The organism is Rhodococcus sp. AG1013, assembly GCF_003350365.1.
Taxonomy (GTDB): Bacteria; Actinomycetota; Actinomycetes; order Mycobacteriales; family Mycobacteriaceae; genus Prescottella.
Map to the genome: position 1 here is coordinate 78,648 of NZ_QQAT01000002.1, position 20,772 is coordinate 99,419.

21 protein-coding genes are annotated in these 20,772 nt (G+C 68.5%); 8 read left to right on the top strand and 13 right to left on the bottom strand.

Annotation, left to right across the window (positions count from 1 at the left end; all coding sequences use genetic code 11):
- Positions 1 to 17: 17 nt before the first annotated feature.
- The 9 genes from DEU38_RS02945 to DEU38_RS02985 all read right to left on the bottom strand — a co-directional run bounded on the left by DEU38_RS02945 (position 18) and on the right by DEU38_RS02985 (position 9,662).
- Complete coding sequence (locus DEU38_RS02945) at positions 18 to 578, bottom strand: histidine phosphatase family protein (RefSeq protein WP_114718652.1); 561 nt, start codon at positions 576 to 578, stop codon at positions 18 to 20.
- Entirely contained in the window at positions 575 to 1,681 is a 1,107-nt protein-coding gene (locus DEU38_RS02950; RefSeq protein WP_114718653.1) for an ABC transporter ATP-binding protein, read from the bottom strand. The genes DEU38_RS02945 and DEU38_RS02950 overlap by 4 nt, the downstream gene beginning before the upstream one ends.
- Before the next feature lie 32 nt (positions 1,682 to 1,713).
- On the bottom strand, positions 1,714 to 3,378 hold the full coding sequence (locus DEU38_RS02955; RefSeq protein WP_114718654.1) for an iron ABC transporter permease: 1,665 nt from the start codon (positions 3,376 to 3,378) through the stop codon (positions 1,714 to 1,716).
- Entirely contained in the window at positions 3,362 to 4,390 is a 1,029-nt protein-coding gene (locus DEU38_RS02960; RefSeq protein ID WP_114718655.1) for an ABC transporter substrate-binding protein, read from the bottom strand. The genes DEU38_RS02955 and DEU38_RS02960 overlap by 17 nt, the downstream gene beginning before the upstream one ends.
- The gene (locus DEU38_RS29650; RefSeq protein ID WP_302675463.1) at positions 4,387 to 5,934 is read right to left on the bottom strand and encodes a tyrosine-protein phosphatase; all 1,548 of its coding nucleotides are present in this window, start codon (positions 5,932 to 5,934) and stop codon (positions 4,387 to 4,389) included. The genes DEU38_RS02960 and DEU38_RS29650 overlap by 4 nt, the downstream gene beginning before the upstream one ends.
- A gap of 143 nt (positions 5,935 to 6,077) precedes the next feature.
- Positions 6,078 to 6,938, bottom strand: a complete 861-nt coding sequence (locus tag DEU38_RS02970; RefSeq protein WP_217487154.1) for a MurR/RpiR family transcriptional regulator — start codon at positions 6,936 to 6,938, stop codon at positions 6,078 to 6,080.
- A gap of 131 nt (positions 6,939 to 7,069) precedes the next feature.
- Positions 7,070 to 8,443, bottom strand: a complete 1,374-nt coding sequence (locus DEU38_RS02975) for an AarF/ABC1/UbiB kinase family protein (protein WP_114718657.1) — start codon at positions 8,441 to 8,443, stop codon at positions 7,070 to 7,072.
- A 77-nt stretch (positions 8,444 to 8,520) separates the two neighbouring features.
- Positions 8,521 to 8,874: a DUF4873 domain-containing protein gene (locus DEU38_RS02980; protein WP_114718658.1), complete on the bottom strand. Its 354-nt coding sequence runs from the start codon at positions 8,872 to 8,874 to the stop codon at positions 8,521 to 8,523.
- Positions 8,875 to 8,915: 41 nt separating this feature from the next.
- Positions 8,916 to 9,662 (bottom strand): TetR/AcrR family transcriptional regulator, encoded by a 747-nt coding sequence (locus tag DEU38_RS02985; protein ID WP_114718659.1) that lies wholly within the window; start codon positions 9,660 to 9,662, stop codon positions 8,916 to 8,918.
- Between the two features lie 243 nt (positions 9,663 to 9,905).
- On the opposite strand from DEU38_RS02985, the gene DEU38_RS02990 reads away from it, so the two are divergent.
- From DEU38_RS02990 to DEU38_RS03000, 3 genes are all read left to right on the top strand, one after another.
- Entirely contained in the window at positions 9,906 to 11,117 is a 1,212-nt protein-coding gene (locus DEU38_RS02990; protein ID WP_174914948.1) for a DUF445 domain-containing protein, read from the top strand.
- Between the two features lie 105 nt (positions 11,118 to 11,222).
- A complete protein-coding gene (locus tag DEU38_RS02995) occupies positions 11,223 to 11,705 on the top strand; it encodes a helix-turn-helix domain-containing protein (RefSeq protein WP_254622631.1) in 483 nt (160 codons plus the stop codon).
- Positions 11,698 to 12,576, top strand: coding sequence for a heparin-binding hemagglutinin (locus DEU38_RS03000; RefSeq protein WP_114718660.1), 879 nt, complete (start codon positions 11,698 to 11,700; stop codon positions 12,574 to 12,576). The genes DEU38_RS02995 and DEU38_RS03000 overlap by 8 nt, the downstream gene beginning before the upstream one ends.
- Positions 12,577 to 12,657: 81 nt before the next feature.
- Here DEU38_RS03000 and DEU38_RS03005 read toward each other — a convergent pair whose 3' ends face one another.
- On the bottom strand, positions 12,658 to 14,055 hold the full coding sequence (locus DEU38_RS03005; protein ID WP_114718661.1) for an NAD(P)/FAD-dependent oxidoreductase: 1,398 nt from the start codon (positions 14,053 to 14,055) through the stop codon (positions 12,658 to 12,660).
- A 155-nt stretch (positions 14,056 to 14,210) separates the two neighbouring features.
- Here DEU38_RS03005 and DEU38_RS03010 point away from each other — a divergent pair, with 155 nt between their 5' ends.
- The 4 genes from DEU38_RS03010 to DEU38_RS03025 all read left to right on the top strand — a co-directional run bounded on the left by DEU38_RS03010 (position 14,211) and on the right by DEU38_RS03025 (position 17,518).
- Entirely contained in the window at positions 14,211 to 14,504 is a 294-nt protein-coding gene (locus DEU38_RS03010; protein ID WP_114718662.1) for a DUF2516 family protein, read from the top strand.
- A gap of 180 nt (positions 14,505 to 14,684) precedes the next feature.
- Positions 14,685 to 15,620, top strand: coding sequence for a diiron oxygenase (locus tag DEU38_RS03015; protein WP_114718663.1), 936 nt, complete (start codon positions 14,685 to 14,687; stop codon positions 15,618 to 15,620).
- A gap of 89 nt (positions 15,621 to 15,709) precedes the next feature.
- Positions 15,710 to 16,471 carry a MerR family transcriptional regulator gene (locus DEU38_RS03020; protein ID WP_114718960.1) on the top strand — a complete coding sequence of 254 codons (762 nt, stop codon included), beginning with the start codon at positions 15,710 to 15,712 and terminating at the stop codon, positions 16,469 to 16,471.
- A gap of 12 nt (positions 16,472 to 16,483) precedes the next feature.
- The gene (locus DEU38_RS03025; RefSeq protein WP_114718664.1) at positions 16,484 to 17,518 is read left to right on the top strand and encodes an alpha/beta fold hydrolase; all 1,035 of its coding nucleotides are present in this window, start codon (positions 16,484 to 16,486) and stop codon (positions 17,516 to 17,518) included.
- A 22-nt stretch (positions 17,519 to 17,540) separates the two neighbouring features.
- On the opposite strand, the gene purU is transcribed toward DEU38_RS03025, so the two are convergent.
- On the bottom strand, positions 17,541 to 18,428 hold the full coding sequence (gene purU, locus DEU38_RS03030) for a formyltetrahydrofolate deformylase (protein ID WP_114718665.1): 888 nt from the start codon (positions 18,426 to 18,428) through the stop codon (positions 17,541 to 17,543).
- Positions 18,429 to 18,445: 17 nt separating this feature from the next.
- Complete coding sequence (locus DEU38_RS03035; protein WP_114718666.1) at positions 18,446 to 19,288, bottom strand: class I SAM-dependent methyltransferase; 843 nt, start codon at positions 19,286 to 19,288, stop codon at positions 18,446 to 18,448.
- A gap of 37 nt (positions 19,289 to 19,325) precedes the next feature.
- Between DEU38_RS03035 and deoC the strand changes: the two genes are divergently transcribed.
- Positions 19,326 to 20,006 (top strand): deoxyribose-phosphate aldolase, encoded by a 681-nt coding sequence (deoC, locus tag DEU38_RS03040; protein ID WP_114718667.1) that lies wholly within the window; start codon positions 19,326 to 19,328, stop codon positions 20,004 to 20,006.
- Positions 20,007 to 20,013: 7 nt separating this feature from the next.
- On the opposite strand, the gene DEU38_RS03045 is transcribed toward deoC, so the two are convergent.
- The gene (locus tag DEU38_RS03045) at positions 20,014 to 20,757 is read right to left on the bottom strand and encodes a DUF2993 domain-containing protein (RefSeq protein WP_114718961.1); all 744 of its coding nucleotides are present in this window, start codon (positions 20,755 to 20,757) and stop codon (positions 20,014 to 20,016) included.
- Positions 20,758 to 20,772: the final 15 nt, after the last annotated feature.

Here is a 20,772-nt window from a genome sequence, read left to right on the forward strand (position 1 = left end):
AGGCAGGGGTGTACGGCTCACGCTTCGACGAGGTTGATCTCGCGCACGGCCCATCGGCCCTCGGTGTGGGCCAGGGTGGTCACCGAACCGTTGAGGATCCGCGGTGCCGGGGCCGGCATCAGGGCGGTGAGCGTCGCACGGATGAGCGCGCCGTGCGCAACGACGATCACCGGCTCGCCCCGCTGCGTGCGCGCGATCGCGTCGAGCGCGGACAGGCCTCGGGCGGTGAGCGACTCCGTCGACTCCTGGCCGGGGAACACGCCGTCCGGCCACGCTCTCAGCGCCTGCTCCCGGGTGAGGCCCTCGGCGAGACCGTAGGTTCGCTCGACGAGGAGTTCGCTCGTTTCGGCCCGTCCCAGCCCGAGTTCGAGCCCGATGATCGCGGCGGTGTCGGCCGCCCGGCGCAGGGGCGACGCGAGTATCGCGCCCCAACCGTCGGCGCCGAGCACGCGCGCGGCGGAGCGTGCCTGCTGCCGGCCGACATCGTCGAGTGGGACATCGCTCGACCCCTGCAGTCTGTCGGTGCGGTTCCAGTCCGTGCGGCCGTGCCGCACCAGCGCGACGGCGGTGCCGCTCATCCCGAGACCTTCAGAGCGTCGGCGCACGACATGTCGGTGGGGCGCTCGCCGTCGACCTCCGACGGTGCCGGGTAGAACAACGCGCGTCGTACCGCGAGCGACACCCGATCGCCCACCGCCGGCCGGATACCCCGGACCGAGCAACGGAAGTCCTTGCCGTGCTGGGTGACGATGACATCGGAGCTGTCCCGCCCGAACAGTGAGGACATCACGATGCCCGCGCCGTCCGTGGTCGCGGGGGTGAGATCGATGTCGCCGGGTAGGACGGCAAGGGTGCCGCGCCCGGGAGTTGTGGGCCCGAGTCTGGTGAGATCCACCCGGAACGGGAACTCGTCGGCGTCGAAGCATCCGTCGCCGACCCGTCCGTCGACGAGGTTGGCGTCGGACAGGAAACGCGCGACGAACGTCGAGGCCGGCTGCGAGACCAACTCCTCAGGTGTCCCGACCTGCGCGATGGCGCCACCGTCGAGGACGACGACTCGATCGGCGAGCGCCAGGGCCTCGGCGCGGTCGTGGGTCACGTGCACGACCGTGAGCGAGGCCGCCCGGGTCAGGGTCCGCAGCTCCAGTCGGAGGCGGTCCCGCAGCGGCTCGTCCAGCGCCGACAGTGCCTCGTCGAGCAGCAGGGCGTGAGGCGCGGACGCCAGCGCCCGCGCGAGTGCCACCCGCTGCCGCTGTCCACCGGAAAGTGTTGCCGGATTACGATTCTCGTATCCGGAGAGTCCCACCATGTCCAGCACGTCCGCCACCTTCCGGGACCGGTCGGACCGCGGCACGCCGGCCATCTCGAGAGGGTAGGAGACGTTGCGGCCGACGCTGCGGTGCGGCCAGATCGCGTGCTGCTGGAAGACCATGCCCAGCCCGCGTCCTTCCGGGGGCACCGAACGACCGGCGCCGGCGACGACCTGCGAACCCAATCGGACCGTGCCTGCAGTGGGACGGAGGAATCCGGCGATCGTCCGCAACAGCGTGGTCTTTCCGGAGCCGGACGGCCCGACCAGCGCGACGAACTCGCCGTCCTCGACGTCGAGGTCGACGCCGCGCAGTCCTACGGTGCCGTTCGGGTACTCCAGTTCGACGCCCTTCAGTGAGATCGCGGACATGGTTGTGGGTCCTCCGTTTTCGTCGGTCGGGGTCAGTGGGAATGGCGGGTGGACGCCGCGATACCGAGGGCCGCGGTACCGACGGCCACCACGATCAGGGACAGCGCGGACGCGGCGTTGTAGTCGCCGGCCTGCTGCAGGTTGAAGATCGACACTCCGAGTGTCTGGGTTCCTGGCGCGACGAGCAGGACCGACATGGTGAGTTCACGGACCGCGGTCAACGCCACCAGGACGCCACCGGTCATCGCGGCCGGCACCGCCATCTTCCACGGCACGTCGTGCAGCGCCCGCACCTGGGATGCCCCCGAGATCCGGGCGGCCTCCTCCAGCGCGGTGGGGGTCGACGTCAACGGCCCCCGGACCGCCTGGACCACGATCGCGACGAACGCTGTCACGTAGGCGCACAGGATCACCCAGACGGTGTCGAAGAGGCCGGTGTAGCGGCCGATGATCAGCCAGCCGACCGCGATGACGAGTCCCGGCATCGCCTGCGGCAGCATCACGACGAGGTCGAGGCCGACGTTGCTCCGGTTGCGGGTCCGCGTCGTGAGCACTCCGACGGCCAGTCCGGCGACCGCGCACACGACACCCGCTCCCACTGCCAGCATCACCGAGTTCTGCACCCCTACCAACGTTCCCGGCGCGGTGACGGCGTTGACGAGGTTGTCGATCGTGAGGTTGTCCCAGGTCAGTGGGACTCCCGGTGCGGGCAGGAGGGCCTGGGTCGCGAGCGCCGCGATCGGCAGCAGTGTCAGGGCGAGGCCCGCCACCCACACGGCGACGGTGGTCGGGATCCGGGCGGCGCCCAACGGCAGCAACTGTCCCTCGGTCACGGGGCCGTCGAGCTGTTGCGCGCGCCGCGAGAGCAGGCGGTCGATGCAGACGGCAGCGGCGGCGAGCACGAGCAGCGCGATCCCGATGGTCGACACCACCTCGAGGGGACTGTCGACGGTGCCGGACTGGATGTAGCGGTACACCATCGTCGAGAGGGTGACATAGCGCTCGGGCAGGCCGACGAGGGCCGGGATGCCGAAATCGGCCAGGTTCGACACGGCGGTGAGGGTGAACGCCGCGAGAAGCGCGGGGCGGAGCAACGGCAGCGTCACCGTGAGCGCTGCCCGCCACGGCGAGGCGCCGGCGATGCGGGCGGCCTGCTCGAGGTCGCCCGGCACCTTGCGCAGCGCCGCGGAAATGATCAGGTAGGCCATGGGATACGAGTGCACGGTCAGCAGGAACACCACCCCGTCGCCGCCGTAGATGTTCCACAGCGGACCACCGAACGCACCGGTCCACAACTTGTTGATCGTGCCACTGGGCCCGAACAGGCCGGTCCACGCGATCGCACCCACGAAGGGAGGAATGAGCAACGGGCTCAACAGGATCAGGCGCAGCACCCGGCGGCCGGGCAGGTCCGTGCGATCCAGCGACAGTGCCATCGCCGTCGCGACCAGCACGGCGAGCACCGCAGAGAGGCCGGCGGAAACGACACTGTTGCGGGCCGCGGTGACGATGCCGCCGTCGACGAGTTCACCGACGTGGTTGCCGCCGAGACCGAGAGCGACGACAGCGACGAGCGGCGCAACGATGAGGGCGCCCGCGAACAGCCACAGGACTATCCGCGGCACCGTCGTCGAATCGAACCGTTGCCCGGGACGGGTCCGGGCAACGGCATTGGTCGAACTACTTGACGAGGGCATTGAACTTCTTGACGGCGTCGGCCTGGATCTCGGTGATCTGCTGCAGGTTCGGGGTCAGCAGCGTGAGGCTGTCCAGGCTCGGAGCGTTCGCGGGCGTGCCGACGTCACCGCGGACCGGCAGGTACTGCTGGGAGACGGCGAGTTCCTGGCCCTTCTTGCCGACCAGGAAGTCCACGAACTTTTTCGCCGCGGCCGCGTTGTCGGAGTCCTTGAAGATGCCGGCCGGCTGCGTGATGTACGGGACACCGTCGGTGGGGTAGGACACAGCGATGGGGGAGCCCTTCGCCGCGAGTTCACGCACCAGGTAGTCGACGACGACACCGATCGGTTGGGTGCCGGCCGCGACGGCCTGAGCCACCGGGCCGTTGCTCTCGGCCACCACCGGATCGTTGGCGGTGAGGCCCTCGATCCAGGCCTCGCCGAGGGAGTCGGTGCTCATCCAGACCGCGGTGTTGAACGCCGCGGCTCCCGAGACGTCCGGATTGGGGAGAGTGATCTTGCCGGCGTACTGCGGATCGGCCAGCTCCTTCCACGAGGTGGGTGGGGCGGACACCGCACCGGTGTTGTACGCGATCACCGTCGGAATGATGCGGGTACCCACGTAGAAGCCGTCGGGATCGACGACGTTCGGGTCGAGCGACGACGCGTCCGCCGGTGTGTACTGCAGCAGAAGGTCGTCCTTCTTGAACCCCTCGAAGGTGGGGGCGTCGGCGGCGAGGAGCACGTCCGCGCCGATCTTGCCGGTGGCGCGTTCGGACGAGATCCGGGCGTTCAGGTCGCCCGTCCCGGCGCGGTAGATCTGGACGTCGATGCCCGGGTTCTCCTCTTCGAACGCCGCGGCGATCGCGTCGATCTTGGCCTGAGGCTCGGAAGTGTAGACAGTGAGCGATCCACTGCCCGAACCGGACTCGGACGGCGCGGCGGCGGGCGCCTCGGGCTCCGAGCAGGCGGCGACGGAGGCGACGGTCGCACCGAGGGCGACGCCGGCGAGAACTTTACGAAGACGGGTCATTTCGAACTCCTGATCGGCTGTTTCTGGAACGGTGGGTCGTAGGGCAGTGCAGCGGGAACGGGGCGACGGCGACGCTCGGGGACGACGGTCGTTCCGGGTGCGGCCCGGAACAGCACGTCCGGGTCGGTCAGGGGAATCGGCACGCAACTCGAACCCTGGTCGTCGAGACGCAGAACCGAGAACGACGGCGAGTCCAGGCCGACCACCGTGCCTGCGCTGGCGCCGGTGTCCTGCAGGTAGGCCAGGGAACCTCCCACCCAGACCGGGATGTCGCCGAGGGCCCCGCTCATCGGGTGGTGGAAGTGCCCGGCGAGGATCACCCGGACGTCGGTGCCGCGCAGGGCGCATGCGAGTCGCTCGGGTGCGGCGAGTTCGCGGCCCACGAGCGCGGCCGCGGCGGCCCGGATCGGGGGATGGTGCATCGCGAGGACCGTCCCCGCGGCAGTGGGTTCAGCGAGAGTGGCGACGAGCCAGTCGATCTCGCTGTCCGGAAGCGACCCGGTGCTGGTGTCGAGACCCACGATTCGATATCCGCGGGCCTCGACGACGCGGTCGGCGCCGAACGTGGCTGCGAACAGATCGGGGTGATCGTGGTTTCCGGGTACCGGCAGGACCGGGCAGCCGAGTCGTGCGCGCATGTCCTCGACGGCCTCGGCCAGTCGTGGATAGGCGTCGAATTCTCCTGACTGACAGAGATCTCCGGTGATCACGACCGCGTCGGGCCGAAGAGCCGAGCCCAGGACGGTGTCCGTCACCTGCCGGAGACGGTCGGTGCCGTCGACGCGCCGGTACAGCGCACCGCTCGCGGTCGCGTGTACGTCGGAGACGTGGAGCACGGTCAGCCGTTGCCCGCCGCACAGGCGATCCCGCAGCGCCGCGAGATCGGTGTCCGTGAAGCCGTGGGCGCGCAGGTAGTCGTCCACCGAGCCGTACACGTCGCGGAGTTCGGCCAGCGCGCGTTCGAGTGCGGGGGCAGGTGACTCGAGATGCAGTTCCAGGCTCTGCTGCCGTTCGTGCTCGTCGAGTTCCCGCTGCGCCAGCAACTGCCGCGCGGCCTTCTCGCGGTGCGGACGAACCTGGTTGCCGGACAACGCGTAATCGGCGAGGACGTCCGCCTCGGGTGAGCCGACCGCGGTGAGAGCGACGGCCACCACCAGACCGGTGCGATCCTTGCCGGCCGTGCAGTGGACCAGAACTGGCCCGGGTGACTGGGCGATCGCCCGCAGCGCGTCGACGATCCGGTGACCGCGGTCGTGGAGAAGTCCGCGATACACCGAATCGATGTCCCCGTGCGACGGGGCGCCGAACGCCGGGTCGTACAACGGGATCCCGACGACGTTCCAGGACCGTGCGGTCGAGCTCGGGTTCTTCTCGGATTCGTCACGCAGATCCACGACGGTGCGGATGCCCGTCGACAGCAGGGCGTCCACGCCGGCCGGCTCGAGTCGGTCGAGCGCTGCGGAGCGGAAAAGCCTGCCGGATCCCACCGGGCCGCAAGCGGCGTCGCGCACGTTGTACGTGCCCGGCGCATCGATCGGAATCAATGTCCACCCTTCCTCTTCCATCGCTCCAACAGGTTTGGAACGACGTTTCACGGAAGGTGATGTTGGTCGGCGGGGCTGAACGCTCGACGCGCGTCGTGCGACGAGACGGAGTCGGCTCGATTAACAATGGGCCGCGGCCCCCGTCACGCCGACGGCAGATCTTCGCTCAGTGCGTCGGCGACCACCTCACGCGCCGCGGAGTCCAGTGGCCTCGACTCGGGGTGGCACAGGATCGCGCGGTGCAGCGCGTACAGGATGACGGACTGGCTGATCCGGCTGGCGAACGAATCGGCGTCGTTCTCGCGCAGACCGGCTCCGGCCCATAGGACGGGGTCGGCGAGACGTGTCAAGGGGGAATGCGCGTAGCTGGTCACCGCGATCACCGTCGCGCCGCGGTCGGCTGCCGCCGTGCAGGCCCGCAGCGTGTGCGTGTTCGCGCCGGAGTAGCTCACCGCGAGGCAGGTGTCACCGGCCGCGAGGAGTCGAGCCGAGAACTGTTGGGCCAGAATGTCGACGGGTGCCTCGACACTGCGACCCGCGGTGACGAAGCGCAGTGCCGCGTCCTGGATGGGAGGGGAGGAGAACCCGTTTCCGAGCATGAGAACCCGGTCGGCGCGAATCAGCGACGTGACGGCCCGGTCGAAGGCGTCGCCGTCGACGTTCGCGCGAGTTGCCACCAGAGCGTCGCTCGCCGCCGAGAAGGCCTCGTCCAACGGTGTCGACGGAGTCCCCGACTCGCTGGACGACACCCGCGCCAGTTCGAGGCGCAGGTGCTGGAATCCGCGGAACCCCAGACGCTGACACCCGCGGATCACCGTCGCCGGCGACGTCCCCGACAGCGCGGCCAACTCGGCTGTCGACATGTCCACCACGGCCTGCGGTCGGGACAGGATCGCCCGGGCCACGAGTTGCTCGCGCGGGCCGAGGGTCGTCAGACCTGCCCGGATCCGTGCGAGGGTGGGACTCTGCGGCGTCTCCACGCCACCCGACATGTGTTGCAGCATTGGGCCTCCCGTGTGTCCGGCTGCGAGCGACTGGTCACGCTAGTGGACGCCGTGGGGCCGCGGAGCAGCGGTGGACGGACTTCACCGGAAGGCAATCTTCCGTTCGTGCTACGTTCGTCCGCCGGGACGCGTCAGAGGGTGAGTCTCCACTGCTCCTCGGCCGCACCGAGTTCGGTGGCCGCCGGATCGTCGTACACCCACTCCCGGCCGATGCGGTGCCAGTTGGCGCTCGCGTCGAGTTGGCCCAGAACCCCGAACGTGAGGAAATCGGCCCGCCTCGAGAACAGATGCTCGGGAGGCAGGCTCTGGGTCTTCATGCCCGAGAACTCCGACGCGCGCGGGTCGATCGCCAGCAGGAAGCCCGTGCTCGCCATTTCCGGGGTGATCGCGATGTCGGCGTCCACCAGGTTCCATTCCGCAGCGGCGTAGACGTAGTCGAGGCACTCGTCCGGCGTCACCTCCGCCGCAGGAGAGATGACACCGCGCTGCACCATCAGCGCGTGCAGGTCGTCCTTGCGGCCCTCGGTCGCCGCGCGCAGGCAGCTCTTCTCGAACTCGACGTGCTCGGCGTCCATGCTGTTGAACAGTCCGAAGTCCACGAACCCCACACGGCCGTCGTCCCCGAGCAGCACGTTTCCGGGATGCGGGTCTCCGCAGAACTCGTGATAGCGGTACAGCGAACCGATGTAGAAGCGAAAGATGATCTCGCCGATCCGGTTTCGCTCCCGCTGGGGGAGTTCGCGGATGCCGGCGAAACCGGTGCCGCCGAAGAACTCGCTCACCAGCACGCGGTGGGTGCTCAGCTCCGGAACGCTGTCCGGGACCGCGATGAAGGGGTGGTTCGCGTACAACTGCGCGATCTTGCGCTGGGTGAGTGCCTCGCGCTCGTAGTCCAGCTCGCCCTCGAAATTGAGGCGCAACTCGTTCAGCAGCGCGGGCGTCGACAACGTCGGAACCGTCGACTTCCAGATCTTGAGGAACATCGTGAGGTTCTTCATGTCGGCGCGGATCGCGGCGTCGATGCCCGGGTACTGCACCTTGACCGCGACGTCGCGGCCGTCGTGCAGCCGGGCCCGGTAGACCTGACCGATCGACGCGGCGGCCACGGCCTCGGGGTCGAACTCCGCGAAGACGTCGCCGAGGGGGCGTCCGTAGTCGGCCTCGATCACATCGCGCATCGTCTCGAACGACGTCGTCGGCGCCTGATCCCGCAGTGCCGCGAGCTTGCGCTGGAACTCCTCCCGGTGCTCCTCGGGAACGAGGTCGAGATCGAGGATCGACAGCATCTGGCCCAGCTTCATCGCCACGCCCTTCATGCTCCCGAGGACCGTGACGAGCTGGTCGGCGGCGGCGATCGCGGACTTCTCCGCCAGGCGCGCGCGGACCTCCTCGGACCGGCCGACCATCGACACCCGGGTGCCGGCGCTACGGATGGCGCGACCGGCGGCGACCTGGCCTAACTTCGAGCCCCGCACGAGGCGGGACGTGGGAACCTTGTCGGCCAACGAAGACCTCCGGATGCGAGAAGCGACGGCGGAAGGGGTGCCTCGGCGGGTGCTGTGCCTGCGTGCAACAGGTCACACTAGAGCAGCCCCTCGGTGTCCTCCATGACGGGGAAAGGGGGCCGGGTCAGCCCGTCGACCATGTGGCTGCCCCACAGGTCCAGGTCGCTGACCGCGGCCACGCCGGTGCCCTCCGCGGTGCCGATCGTCAATTCCGTCCCGGCGGGCACGGCGACGTCGCCACCGAGCGCGGCCGTCAGTTCGCGGACGCGCCCGCGCCACACGAACCGACCGCTGATGGGCTCGAAGTTGCCCGAGAGTTCGACGTCGACGATGACGGGACGATGCCCGCCGACGGTGACCTGGGCGGGGCCCCGGTAGCCGGCCGGTTCGTCGTCGTGGTGCTCGTCGCGCGGGTCGGTGAAGTCGGTCACACCGCCAGAATACTTGTTACCGGCGGTAACACAAGATCTGATCAGTCGGTCTGGTCCGGCTTCTCGCGTAGCGGATGCGGCACCGACTTGAACCGCGCCGGCGACCCGTTGGACGCCGCGATGCCCGCGATGCCGCCCCACGTCATCATCACCAGGTAGTCGATGAGGTCGTCCGTCGACATCGACTTGTTCGAGATCCACCAGTGCGTCGCCAGCTGGACCGCACCCACCACGCCGTACGCCCACGGCACGGATCCGCCGGAGTCCATGTCCATGCTCCGCAGCCGCTCGCCGAGCACCGTCGCGAGCAGCTCCGCGATCATCCGCTCGGAGTCGGCGACCACATCGCGATTGGGCCCCGAGCTGTTGGCCATCACGTACAGATAGACGTCCGGGTCCGCCGCGACCGTCTCGACGTAGGCCGAGATCGCGACACGAGTGAGGTCGTACTCGTCGAGATCCTCGCCGATCGCCTCGTACATGCGCGGCGCGAGAATCGTCTCGACGTATCGCATCATGGTCGCGCTGGTGAGGTCGTTCTTGTCGGTGAAGTAGCGGTACAGCACCGTCTTGGAGACGCCGATCTCCGACGCGATGTCGTCCATGCCGATGTCGCGGCCCCGGGAGCGGATGGCCGCGATCGTGCCGTCCACGAGTTCCTCGCGGCGCGCGATCTTGTGTTCGCGCCAACGACGCTTGCGCCCGTCGGGCTTCTCGCTCTTGCCGGTCGTCTCGGACTCGGTTGTCTGTAGATCTGCGGTTTGCTTCGGCACTGGGTTTCGCCACATCCGTTCGGGGTTGATCCAGAAGGTCAGCTTAATGTGCCGACAGGTAGGAGTGACGTCTATCTCCGCGGTGTGATCACGGATTTCGGCACAATGACGAGTGTGCAGCCCATGCAGCCCGTGCAGCCCGTGCAGTCGCCCCCGGCCCCGCTTCCGTCCGAGAAGCGGCCGCGGCCGGTGCCGTCATCCGCGTCCACGTTCGCCGGCGTCTTCGACGACGACGCCAAACGTCGCGACCTCCGGAAGATGAAGGCGATCGCGACCGGATTCCTGGTGTTCGCGACCGTCGTCTACCTCTTCTGCCGATGGCAGGAGTCCCGCGGTGCGGGCGCGTGGGTCGGGTACGTCAGGGCGGCGTCCGAGGCCGGTATGGTCGGCGCGCTCGCCGACTGGTTCGCGGTGACCGCGCTGTTCCGGCATCCGCTGGGGCTGAAGATCCCGCACACCGCGATCATCAAACGGAAGAAGGATCAGCTGGGGGAGAGCCTCAGCAACTTCGTCGGCGACAACTTCCTGGCCCCCGAGGTGGTGTCGGCGAAGGTCGAGAACGCGCAGATCCCACTGCGGGTCGGCACGTGGATGGCCGAGCCCGCGCACGCACAGCGCGTCGCGGCCGAAACCGCGACCCTGCTGCGCGGCGTGGTCGAGGTCCTCAACGACGACGACGTCACCGCGATCATCGACAACACCATCGTCCGACGGATCGCCGAGCCCGACTGGGGGCCGCCGATCGGCAAGGTCCTCGCCGAGCTGCTGCGCGAGAACCGGCAGATGCCGCTGCTGGACCTGCTGGCCGAGCGCGCGCACCAGTGGGCGTTGAACAGCCAGGAGACGATCGACCGCATCATCAGCCGGGATTCGCCGTCGTGGTCGCCCAAGTTCGTCGACGCGATGCTCGGCGAGAAGATCTACCGCGAGCTCGTCGAGTTCACGTGGAAGGTCCGGTCCAACCCCGAACACGAGGTGCGGCTGGCGGCCAACCGCTTCCTGATCGACTTCGCGGACGACCTCCAGAACGACCCGGCCACGATCGCGAAGGCCGAGTCGATCAAGGCCGAGATCATGGGCCGCGAGGAGATCACCGGACTCGCCGCCGCGACATGGCGGGTCACCAAGCGGCTCATCATGGAATCCGTCGACGACCCCGACAGCACGCTGCGCCGCAAGGTCGCCGAGAACGTCGCGAGCCTGGGTGAGCGCCTCCGGGACGACGCCACGCTGCGCGCCAAGGTCGACGGCTGGTTGCTCTCCGGCACCCGGTACGTCGCCGAGAACTACACCGACGAGATCACCGCGATCATCACCGAGACCGTGCAGCGGTGGGATGCCGAGGAGGCGAGCCGCAAGATCGAGCTGCAGGTCGGTCGGGATCTGCAGTTCATCCGCATCAACGGCACCGTGGTCGGTGCCCTCGCGGGCCTGGCGATCTACACGATCTCGCAGCTCATGTTCGGCTGATCGGGGCCGCTCTCCGGCACACCTCGAGGCAAGTGCTAGCAAAGTGCTTGCAATTGTTAGCACCCTGTTCTACCGTGGGGTTTGCGCACAGAACAGGGAGTACTGATGGCCGACGAGCCCGACGACATGAGTGGTGCCGCGCGAGTCGTGAGCAACGCTGCTCAGGACATCGGCAGCTTCATCCGTTCACAGCGGGAAGCGGCGCAGGTGTCCTTACGTCAGCTCGCACAACTCGCCGGCGTCAGCAATCCCTATCTGAGTCAGATCGAACGCGGACTGCGAAAGCCGTCCGCCGACGTCCTCGCTCAGATCGCGAAGGGTTTGCGGGTGTCGTCCGAGGTCCTGTACATGCAGGCCGGATTCCTCGAACAACGCCCACACAGCCCGGTCCGGGACGCGCTACTGGCCGACGGTGCCATCACCGAGCGGCAGAAGCAGGTGCTCCTCGAGATCTACGAGTCGTTCTGTCGCGAGAACGACCCGAAACAGTCCGAATCCGCCGATCAGGCTCCGGGGGGTGTGGCCGACTCGGACGACGAAGAGCACGAGATCGCAGATCCACTCGACAGGAGATCCGAGAATGACTGATCCGAAGATCATCGAAAACGTGAAGACCCCGTTCTACGCCGCCGTCGGTACCGGTGACCTCGTGGTCCAGGCCGTCGCCGACGTCGTGTCCCAGGTGCGCTCGCGCGCCGAGAACACCAACACCGACATGTCCGAGCGCATCGAGGAGGCCCGCGAGCGCTGGGCCAACCTGCCCGGCGAGGTGTCCGAGGGCGTCGAGCAGCTGCGCGAGCGGCTCGCCGCGCTGCCGTCCGAGCTGCCCGAGGAGCTCGCCGAGCTGCGCGAGCGCTTCACCGCCGACGAGCTGCGCAAGGTCGCCGAGGCGTACCTGAAGGTGGCGTCCGACCTGTACGTCTCCCTGGCCGAGCGCGGCGAGGAGACTGTCGACCGCATCCGCAAGCAGCCGGCCGTCGAGGAGCAGCTGGGGCGCGCCGAGGCCGTCTTCGGCGACGCCGTCGAACTGACCGAGGAAGCACTCGGCACCGTGGCTCGTCAGACCCGCGAACTCGGAGAGCAGGCCGCCAAGCTCGCCGGTCGCGCGGCCGGCCGCATCAGCGACGCCGCCGACGAGGCTGCCGTGGTGCTGTCGGAGACCAGCGACAGCGTCGCGGAACGCCTGTCCGAGACCGGCGACTCGGTCGCCAGCCGCGTCGTGGGCGCCGGTGAGCGTGCGGAGGCCACGTCGGAGGCTGCCGCCGGGCGGGTCGAGGCCGCAGCACCGAAGGCCACCCCGGCCCCCGCGAAGAAGGCCACGCCCGCACCCGCGGCGAAGAAGGCTGCGCCGGCCAAGGCTGCGGCTCCCAAGCCTGCCCCTGCCAAGACCACCCCGGCTGCCGCCGCGAAGAAGGCCCCGGCCGCCAAGAAGGCTCCGACGAAGAAGACCACGGACTGATATTTCTCCGGGGGTCGTCGCGCCCTCCGGACTCTCGCAACGAACCCGGGGCGCCTCTGTCGAGGCGCCCCGGGTTCGTCGTCAACGCAGGCCGAGGAGCGGGCGGGTGAGACGTTCGACCAGCGTCGGGTTCTTCTTCCGGGACCGGGCTTCCTTCAGCGCGCGCCGATAGCGCCAGAAATCGACCTGCATCGTGTGGCGCTCGGACCGGACGTATCGGTGCGCGAGCGCGGCCTGATCGGTAGCGATCCAGTCCCGCATCTCGGCGTCGGACGGGAGCTGCGAGGCTCCCGTGATCAGATCGCCCACCCAGTCCGACTGGAGCTCTACCAGCGAAATGTTCGATCCCACCGTCTGGATGAAGCCGATGAAGAACAGGCCGGGCCGATCCGGCGTCAGCACCCGTTGATACAGCGGCATCGAGTTTCCGGCGGGGTCGTACACGTCCGGGGCGAGGAACGGCAACGACACCCGGTAACCGGTCGCGTACACGACGACGTCGACGTGCTCGCGACTGCCGTCGACGAAACGAACGCTGTCGCGGTCGAGACGGTCGACGTCGGGCTTGATCGTGATGTCGCCGTGCCCGACCCGGTCGTACAGCTCCGAGGACACCGTGGGGTGCGCGCTCAGTAGCCGGTGGTCCGGCTTCGGGAGCCCGCGGTCCTGCGGCCGGCCGGTGCTGAGCCGGATGAGCATCTCGTAGAGCTTGCGTTCCACGGGAAAGGGGATGTACGCGAAGAGCGGGGACGTGAACTGGTCGATGGGCCGACCGAAGGCGTACTTCGGGATCACATGAACCCCGTGCCGCGTCGACAGGTACACGTTGCGGGCCACCCGCGACGCCTCGCACGAGATGTCCATCCCTGAGTTGCCGACGCCGACGACGAGGACGTCCCTGCCCTCGAACATCGACGGTTCCACGTACTCGTGCGCGTGCAGGGACCGGCCCGAGAACGAGCCGGCGAACTGCGGTTGCTTGGGCACACCGTGGTGTCCGGTCGCCACCAACACGGAGCGGTAGGTGCGGGTCCGACCGCCGTCGGTCGTGACCGCCCACCCCTGACGGCCAGGGAGTCCGTCACCGGGAAGCGGTTCGATCCGCGTCACCGGCGATCGGAACGTGATGCGCTCCACGAGTCCGTTGTCCTCGGCGAACTTCTGGAAGTACTGCGCCATCAGGGTGTGGTGCGGGAAGTCGGGCCAGTGCTCGGGCATCGGGTACGACGGGTACTGGGTCAGCGGCCGCGAACTGTTGAGGTGCAGGGTCTCGTACGCCGCCGAGCCGTCGTTGTCGTTGTCGATGCGCCACAGGCCGCCGACCATCGACCCCTTCTCGAACCAGTCGAATGTGATGCCTCGGTCGGCCATCGCCTTGCCTGCGGCCAGGCCCGCGGGACCCGCCCCGACGACGCAGGCGTCCGCGTCGAAGGTCTCTGCGGAGTTGTCGGTGGCCGCGCTGCGTGGAGTGGGTGCCATGACGCCTGCCGATCCTGTTGGTCGCGCCGGTACCCATCAGTGTGTCATGTGCCACAGCATCCGGCGGGCGCCTTCGTCATCGGCCGGCCGTCTCCCGCGATTTCGTACCTCACGGTGCGGGGGACGGCGCGGCGACGGCTCCGTAGAATGGAATCGTGACTATCGCTGGCGGTCTCATCGGTCTGATCCTGTTCGCGCTGAAGCTGGTTGCCTTGGCCGGGGCTGCCTTCGCGATTTTTCATGCGGCGCGGCAGCGCAAGGACGCGTTCACTGCGGTGGACAAGTTGAGCAAGCCGATCTGGCTCGGCATCCTGGTGGCCGCCCTGCTCGTGGTGTTCCTGTTCGGCCCGGTCAACATGCTCGGACTCATCGGAGTGGTCGCCATCTGCGTGTACCTCGTCGACGTCCGCCCGCGGGTCGACGACATCCAGCGTGGACCTCGCTGGTAGCCGTCCGCTCCCGCTCCAACCATCTGTTGACGATAAGTTACAGATAAACCTTGACAATGCTCATTGTGACAGTGTTATCGTCGATTCGTGCCCGGATGCGGGCGTGTCCCGCCTCTTTTCCCAGCGTATGACCTGCGTGAACGCGACGAGTGCGAACGCCGGCCCGAGCAGGAGTTGACGATGTCGATCACTCATCACCGGGAGTCCACCGAAGCCCGGCAGTCTCGTCACATGCGGGTGGGGGATCGGCAGGACACCGCGGCGCGACTGCTCGCGTCGGCCGCGCGCAAGTCGTACGAACCGCTCGTCGAGGTCGACTGGCAAGCGCCCGTCCCCGAGGATCTCTACGGCATGACCCCCGAGTGGTGCAGCCTGTACGGCACCGAATTGTGGGAGCGGATGACCGAGGAGCAGCGGATCACCCTCACCCAGCACGAGGCGGCGAGCGTCGCCGGCACCGGGATCTGGTTCGAGATGATCCTCATGCAGATGCTGCTGCGTGACATCTACTCGCACGATCCGTCCACCCCGCACGTGCAGTTCGCGCTCAACGAGATCGCCGACGAGTGCCGCCACTCCACGATGTTCGCGCGCTCGGCGCAGCGTTTCGGTATCCCGTCGTACCGGCCGAAGCGGTGGATCCTCAACTCCGCCCGGCTGTTCAAGTCGACGGCCTCGGGATCACTCGCCTACGGCGGCACGCTGTTCGCCGAGGAGATCCTCGACATGATGCAGCGCGACTTCATGAAGGACGAGCGGGTGCAGCCGATCACGCGGACCGTGAGCAAGATTCATGTGCTCGAGGAGGCCCGGCACATCAAGTTCGCGCGCGAGGAGACCGTCCGACGAGTCAGGACGTTGTCGCGTCCCAAGCGCGCCTATCAGCGTCTGGTGCTGGGTGTCACCGCGTACTTCATCGTCACGTGCCTCGTGAACGAGCAGGTCTACGCGGCGGCCGGACTCGACGTCGACGAAGCCGAGCTGGCGGCGAGGAACAACGCGCACTACCACGAGATGATCCGCGAGGGTTCCCGCAAGACCGTCGAGTTCCTCGACGAGTGCGGGCTGATCGGCGGACCGTCGAAGGCGCTGCTGCGCCGGGCGCACGTCATCTAGTGCCCACGCTCACCGCGATAGAATTTCCCACACCGTCGACCGCGCCGGAACCGCTGACGCCGTCGCGGTCCCAGTGGGGAAGGCGGAACATGAAGGAATACCGCATCGACGACCTCGCTCGCGAGGCCGGTGTCAGCGTGCGGAATGTGCGGGTCTACCAGGATCGTGGTCTGCTGCCGCCGCCGCGCAAGGAGGGGCGCGCCGGTTGGTACAACGAGTCGCACCTGGCGCGGCTCAATCTCATCAGCCGGATGCTCGACCGTGGATACACGTTCGCCACCATCAGTGAACTGCTCACCGCCGCCCAGTACGGACTGCAGGTCCGCGACGTTCTCGAGACCGACGACCCGGGCGGACGGTGGAAGAAGTACCGTCGAGCCGCGAAACTGACGATGTCGGAACTGCGCCGGATGTTCGGCGAGCAGACCACCGAGGCCAACATCGCGCTCGGCACCCAGTTGGGTGTCCTCGCGAAGGCCGGCAAGGACTACTCCGTCGCCAACCCGCGGCTCATGGAGGCCGCCCAGGTCCTCGTCGACGCCGGGGTCCCACTCGCCGACATTCTCGAGCAGACCGAGGCGGTCCGCCGCGATCTCGGTGATGTCGCGGCCCGGTTCGTCGAACTGGTCTCCGACCGGTACCTCGCCCCCGAGGGCGGCACGCTCGACCTCGACCCGGCAACGGTCTCGGAGGTTGCGGCCCTGGTGAACCAGGTGCGCCCGCTCGCGCACGACGCGGTGCACGCGCTGTTCGCCGAGGCGATGGAGGAACAGATCTCGAAGGCGCTCGCGAAAGCCGCGAGTCAGCTCGAACAGGTTGCGCCCGAGTCGGACTCGACGCGCGCCGGCTAGAGGAACAGGGGAGTGGAAGTGGCTGCACGGAAGTCGCACAAGGCGCTGTGGACGTCGATCGGTGCCGTGGGAGCGGTAGCACTCGCGGGTGGTGCCGTGGTTGCGGCGCGGGCGCGGAACGCGTCGGCGACAGCAGATCCCGGAGACGAGGCAGCGCTGTTCGCCACTCCGGGGATCGAACCGGAGATCATCCCGGTCACCAGCGCCGACGGCACCGAGCTGCACGTGCGGGCCTACGGATCGCCCGACGCCGATCCGATCGTGCTCAGCCACGGCTGGACGTGTTCGTCCGACTTCTGGAATCCGCAGATCAACGCGCTCGCCGAGAAGTACCGCGTCATCGCCTACGACCAGCGCGGTCACGGCCGCAGTGACATCGGTCGGATTCCGCTGAGCCCCGACGTCCTCGCCGACGACCTGGCCGCCGTCCTCGCCGCCACGGTGCGCGACGGACGCAAGGCCGAGATCGTCGGGCACAGCATGGGTGGCATGAGCATTGTCGCATGGGCCGGCAAGTACCCCGAGCAGGTGGATCGGTACGCCAGTTCCGTGCTGCTGGCCAGCACCGGCACCGACAGCCTGGTCGCCGAGACCACGGTCATCCCACTGCCGCAACGCTTTCCGCGGATGCCGGTGCCCGTGGGTCGGGCGGTCCTCGGATCGGCCATGCCGATGCCGGCGTCCCCGATGACCACGCGCGCGATCAAGTACGTCGCGATGGCGCCCGGCGCGACACCCGCCGAGGTGGCGTTCTGCGAACGCATCGTCACCGGGTGTCATCCCCGCACCCGCGGTGGATGGGGCGCGGCGCTGAGCACCCTCGACATCAAGGACGGCCTGAAGAACCTGACGGTGCCGACCACGGTCATGGTCGGCACCGCGGACCGGCTCACACCGCCGTCACACGCCCGCCGCCTGGCGCAGGCCCTCGACGACGCCGAGCACCTCGACCGGCTGATCGTGCTCGAGGGCATCGGTCACATGACGTCGGTCGAGGCCGTCGCCGACTTCAACGCCGAGGTCGAGCGCCTGCGCAGCTCGAACTGACTGCGGCGTCAACCGACGTCCGTCAGCTGAAGACGACGGTCTTGCGGCCGTGCACCTGGACGCGGTCCTCCAGGTGCCACCGCAGGCCGCGGGCGAGGACCAGCTTCTCGATGTCGCGGCCCTGACGCACCATGTCCGCCACCTCGTCGGTGTGATCGACGCGGATGACGTCCTGCTCGATGATCGGGCCGGCGTCGAGCTCTGCCGTCACGTAGTGGCACGTGGCGCCGATCAGCTTGACGCCGCGCGTGAACGCCTGGTGGTACGGGCGGGCGCCGACGAACGACGGCAGGAAGCTGTGATGGATGTTGATCGCGCGGCCGGCCCAGTGCTCGCACAGTTCCGCGGGCAGCACCTGCATGAATCGGGCCAACACCACCGCGTGCGGGTCGTGCTCGTCGACCAGCTTGCGCACCTGCTCGAACGCGGGACCGCGCTCGGCCGGATCCTTCGGGAACGACACGTAGTGGAAGTCGACGCCGTGGCGCTTGGTGACCCGCTCGAGGTCCGGGTGGTTGCCGATCACAGCAGCGATCTCGCACTGCAGCTCACCGGCGGCGACGCGGCCGAGGATGTCGTGCAGGCAGTGGCCCTCCTTGCTGACCAGCAGCACGACGCGCTTGCGCTCGCCGGTGTCGGTGAGCGTCCACTCGGTCTCGGGACCCAGCTCGGCGGCCACCGCCGCGAACTTCTCGCGCATCTCCTCGAGGCTCAGGCTGATCGACGACGCACGCACCGCCTGCCGGGTGAAGAACCAACCGGTATCGGCGTCCGCGTGGTATGCGGCCTCGACGATCCAGCCGCCGATCTCGGCGAGGAACGCGGAGATGCGGGCCACGATGCCGGTGCGGTCGGGGCAACCCAGAGACAAGACGTAACGACGGTCGTCGGTCGAGGCAGCTGAACTCATGGGCCCAGTCTCTCAGGTCAGGGAAACCCGACGACCTTCGCCGTACCGACCAGCGTCGTGGCGTCCACGGTGTGCAGTTCGCGGTCGGTGATCAGGTTCATGAACTCGCGTCGCACCCGGTCGACCACGTCGGGCGCCAGGCCGGTGAGCGTTGCGCGTAACCCGCTGCCCAGCACGAAGTTCCAACAGAACTCCTCGGTCGCCGGGATCAGGTTCGACAGTGCGCGCACCTCGACCGCCTCGGTTCCGGCGTCGGTGAGCCACGCGCCCAGCTTGTCGGTGCTGTCGATCCGCTGCGCCGGCTCCATCTCGGTGGTGCGGTCGGGGAGCGGCTCGGGCAGGTGCCGTCCGAGCGCGTCGAGGAACGTCGTCGCGTACTCGCGCAGCGCGGTGTCCTGCCAGGCCGTGACGCCGACGGTGCCCCCGGGACGCACCAGACCGCACAGCCGTGCGAACGCCTGATCCATCTCGGGCAGGAAGAACACCGCGTACGAGCTGAGCAGGGCATCGTAGCCGACGTCGGGGACGGTGCTCGGCGGCTCCCACGTGGTGGCGTCGGCGCACACGAACTCGATGTTGAGCAGCGCCCGGTCCGACGCCTTCACCCGGCCGCGCTCGAGCATCTCGTCGGAGAGGTCGACCGCGTGGACCAGCCCGGTGGGGCCGACGGCGAGGGCCGCGGGCAGCGCGGAGGCACCGGTGCCGCTACCGACGTCGAGGACCGTGTCACCCGGACTCAGTCGGGCCTGGAACACCAGCGCCTGCCCCGCCGGACCCCACACATCGGGGGCCACCAGGTCGAAGTCGGCGGCGGCCGCGTCGAAAGTCGCGGCTATCTCCTCGGCGTGCGTGCCTGCCATACGACCGATGCTAACGAGCTGTGCCAAGCTTCGAGGCATGTCCGACATCGCGCTCAGCCGGTCCCGAGTTGCCGCCATGGTCGACCACACGCTGCTCAAACCGGAGGCGTCCGACGCCGATGTCCGGGCGCTGGTCGCGGAAGCCCGCGAACTGGGCGCGTACGCGGTGTGTGTGTCGCCGTCGATGCTGCCGCTGCGGACCGAGGGCGCGGGTGGACCGGCGGTCGCGACCGTCGTCGGATTCCCTTCCGGTAAGCATCATTCGCTGGTCAAGGGCGCCGAGGCGCGCCTCGCGGTCGAACAGGGCGCAGCGGAGGTCGACATGGTGATCGACATCGGGGCCGCCGTCGCCGGCGAGTACAACGCGGTCCTCGCGGACATCCTCACCGTTCGTGAGGCCATCGGCCCGGGACCCGTGCTGAAGGTGATCATCGAGTCGGCCGCCCTGTCGGACGAGGCGATCGTCGAAAGCTGCCGGGCCGCCCAGTTGGCGGGCGCCGACTTCGTAAAGACGTCCACCGGATTCCACCCCGCGGGCGGTGCGAGCGTCGAGGCGGTGCGCCTGATGGCCGAGACGGTCGGAGGTCGGCTCGGCGTAAAGGCCAGCGGCGGCATCCGCACCGCCGAGGCGGCGCTGGCCATGATCGAGGCCGGCGCCACCCGGCTGGGACTGTCCGGTACCCGCGCCGTGCTCGACGGGCTGCCGGACCAGTCCTGACCGGACGTCAGAGCAGGCTGCAGCCGCTCTGCACGTTGGGGTCCTGCGGCGGCATCACGTACTGACCGCCCTCGAGGTTCAGGTCGACGGAGTTGTCCGTGACGGTCAGCGACGTGGGGGCCATGCCCAGCGGGTACTGCTGCAGGCTGTCCGTCAGGGTCTGCACGATCCCGTCGACGAGCGCCGTGGGCAGGCCGAGTCCGAGGATCTCCGCGCCTACCGTCTCGACGACGACCTCGCCGTTCTGCACCGACGGGCGCACCGTCAGGTCTGCCAGTCCCGCCGGACCGACGGCGAACTTCAGCGTCCCCGCTGTGGGATCGGAGGTCACCGAGCTGACCAGGTTGCCCAGCGATTGCGACTGCACGGTTGCCAGGATCCCAGCCGTCGACCACGTGACGTCGGCGCTGGAACTGCCGATGGTGCCGCTGCTGTCGGGGGAGTCCGTGATCTTGATGTCGTTGGCGCGGGCGTGCACCGCCATCCCCTGAGCGGGGCCGAACGACGAGCCGGAGCTGTCGATCTTCACGTACGGAACGTCCTTGCCCACCATCTGCCACAGCACCGGCTTCCAGCTGAGGCTGACGTTCACGTCGGAGCCCAGCTGGCTCTGGAACTGCGACTCCATGCAACTGGTCGCGCGCTGCCTCAGGAACAGCTCACCGCCGACGAGTGCGACGACCAGCGCTGCGACCACGATCAGCGAGATCATGACCGCCTTGCGCCGCTTGGGCTTCGGGGGCGTGGGCATCTGGGGTGCGTTCAC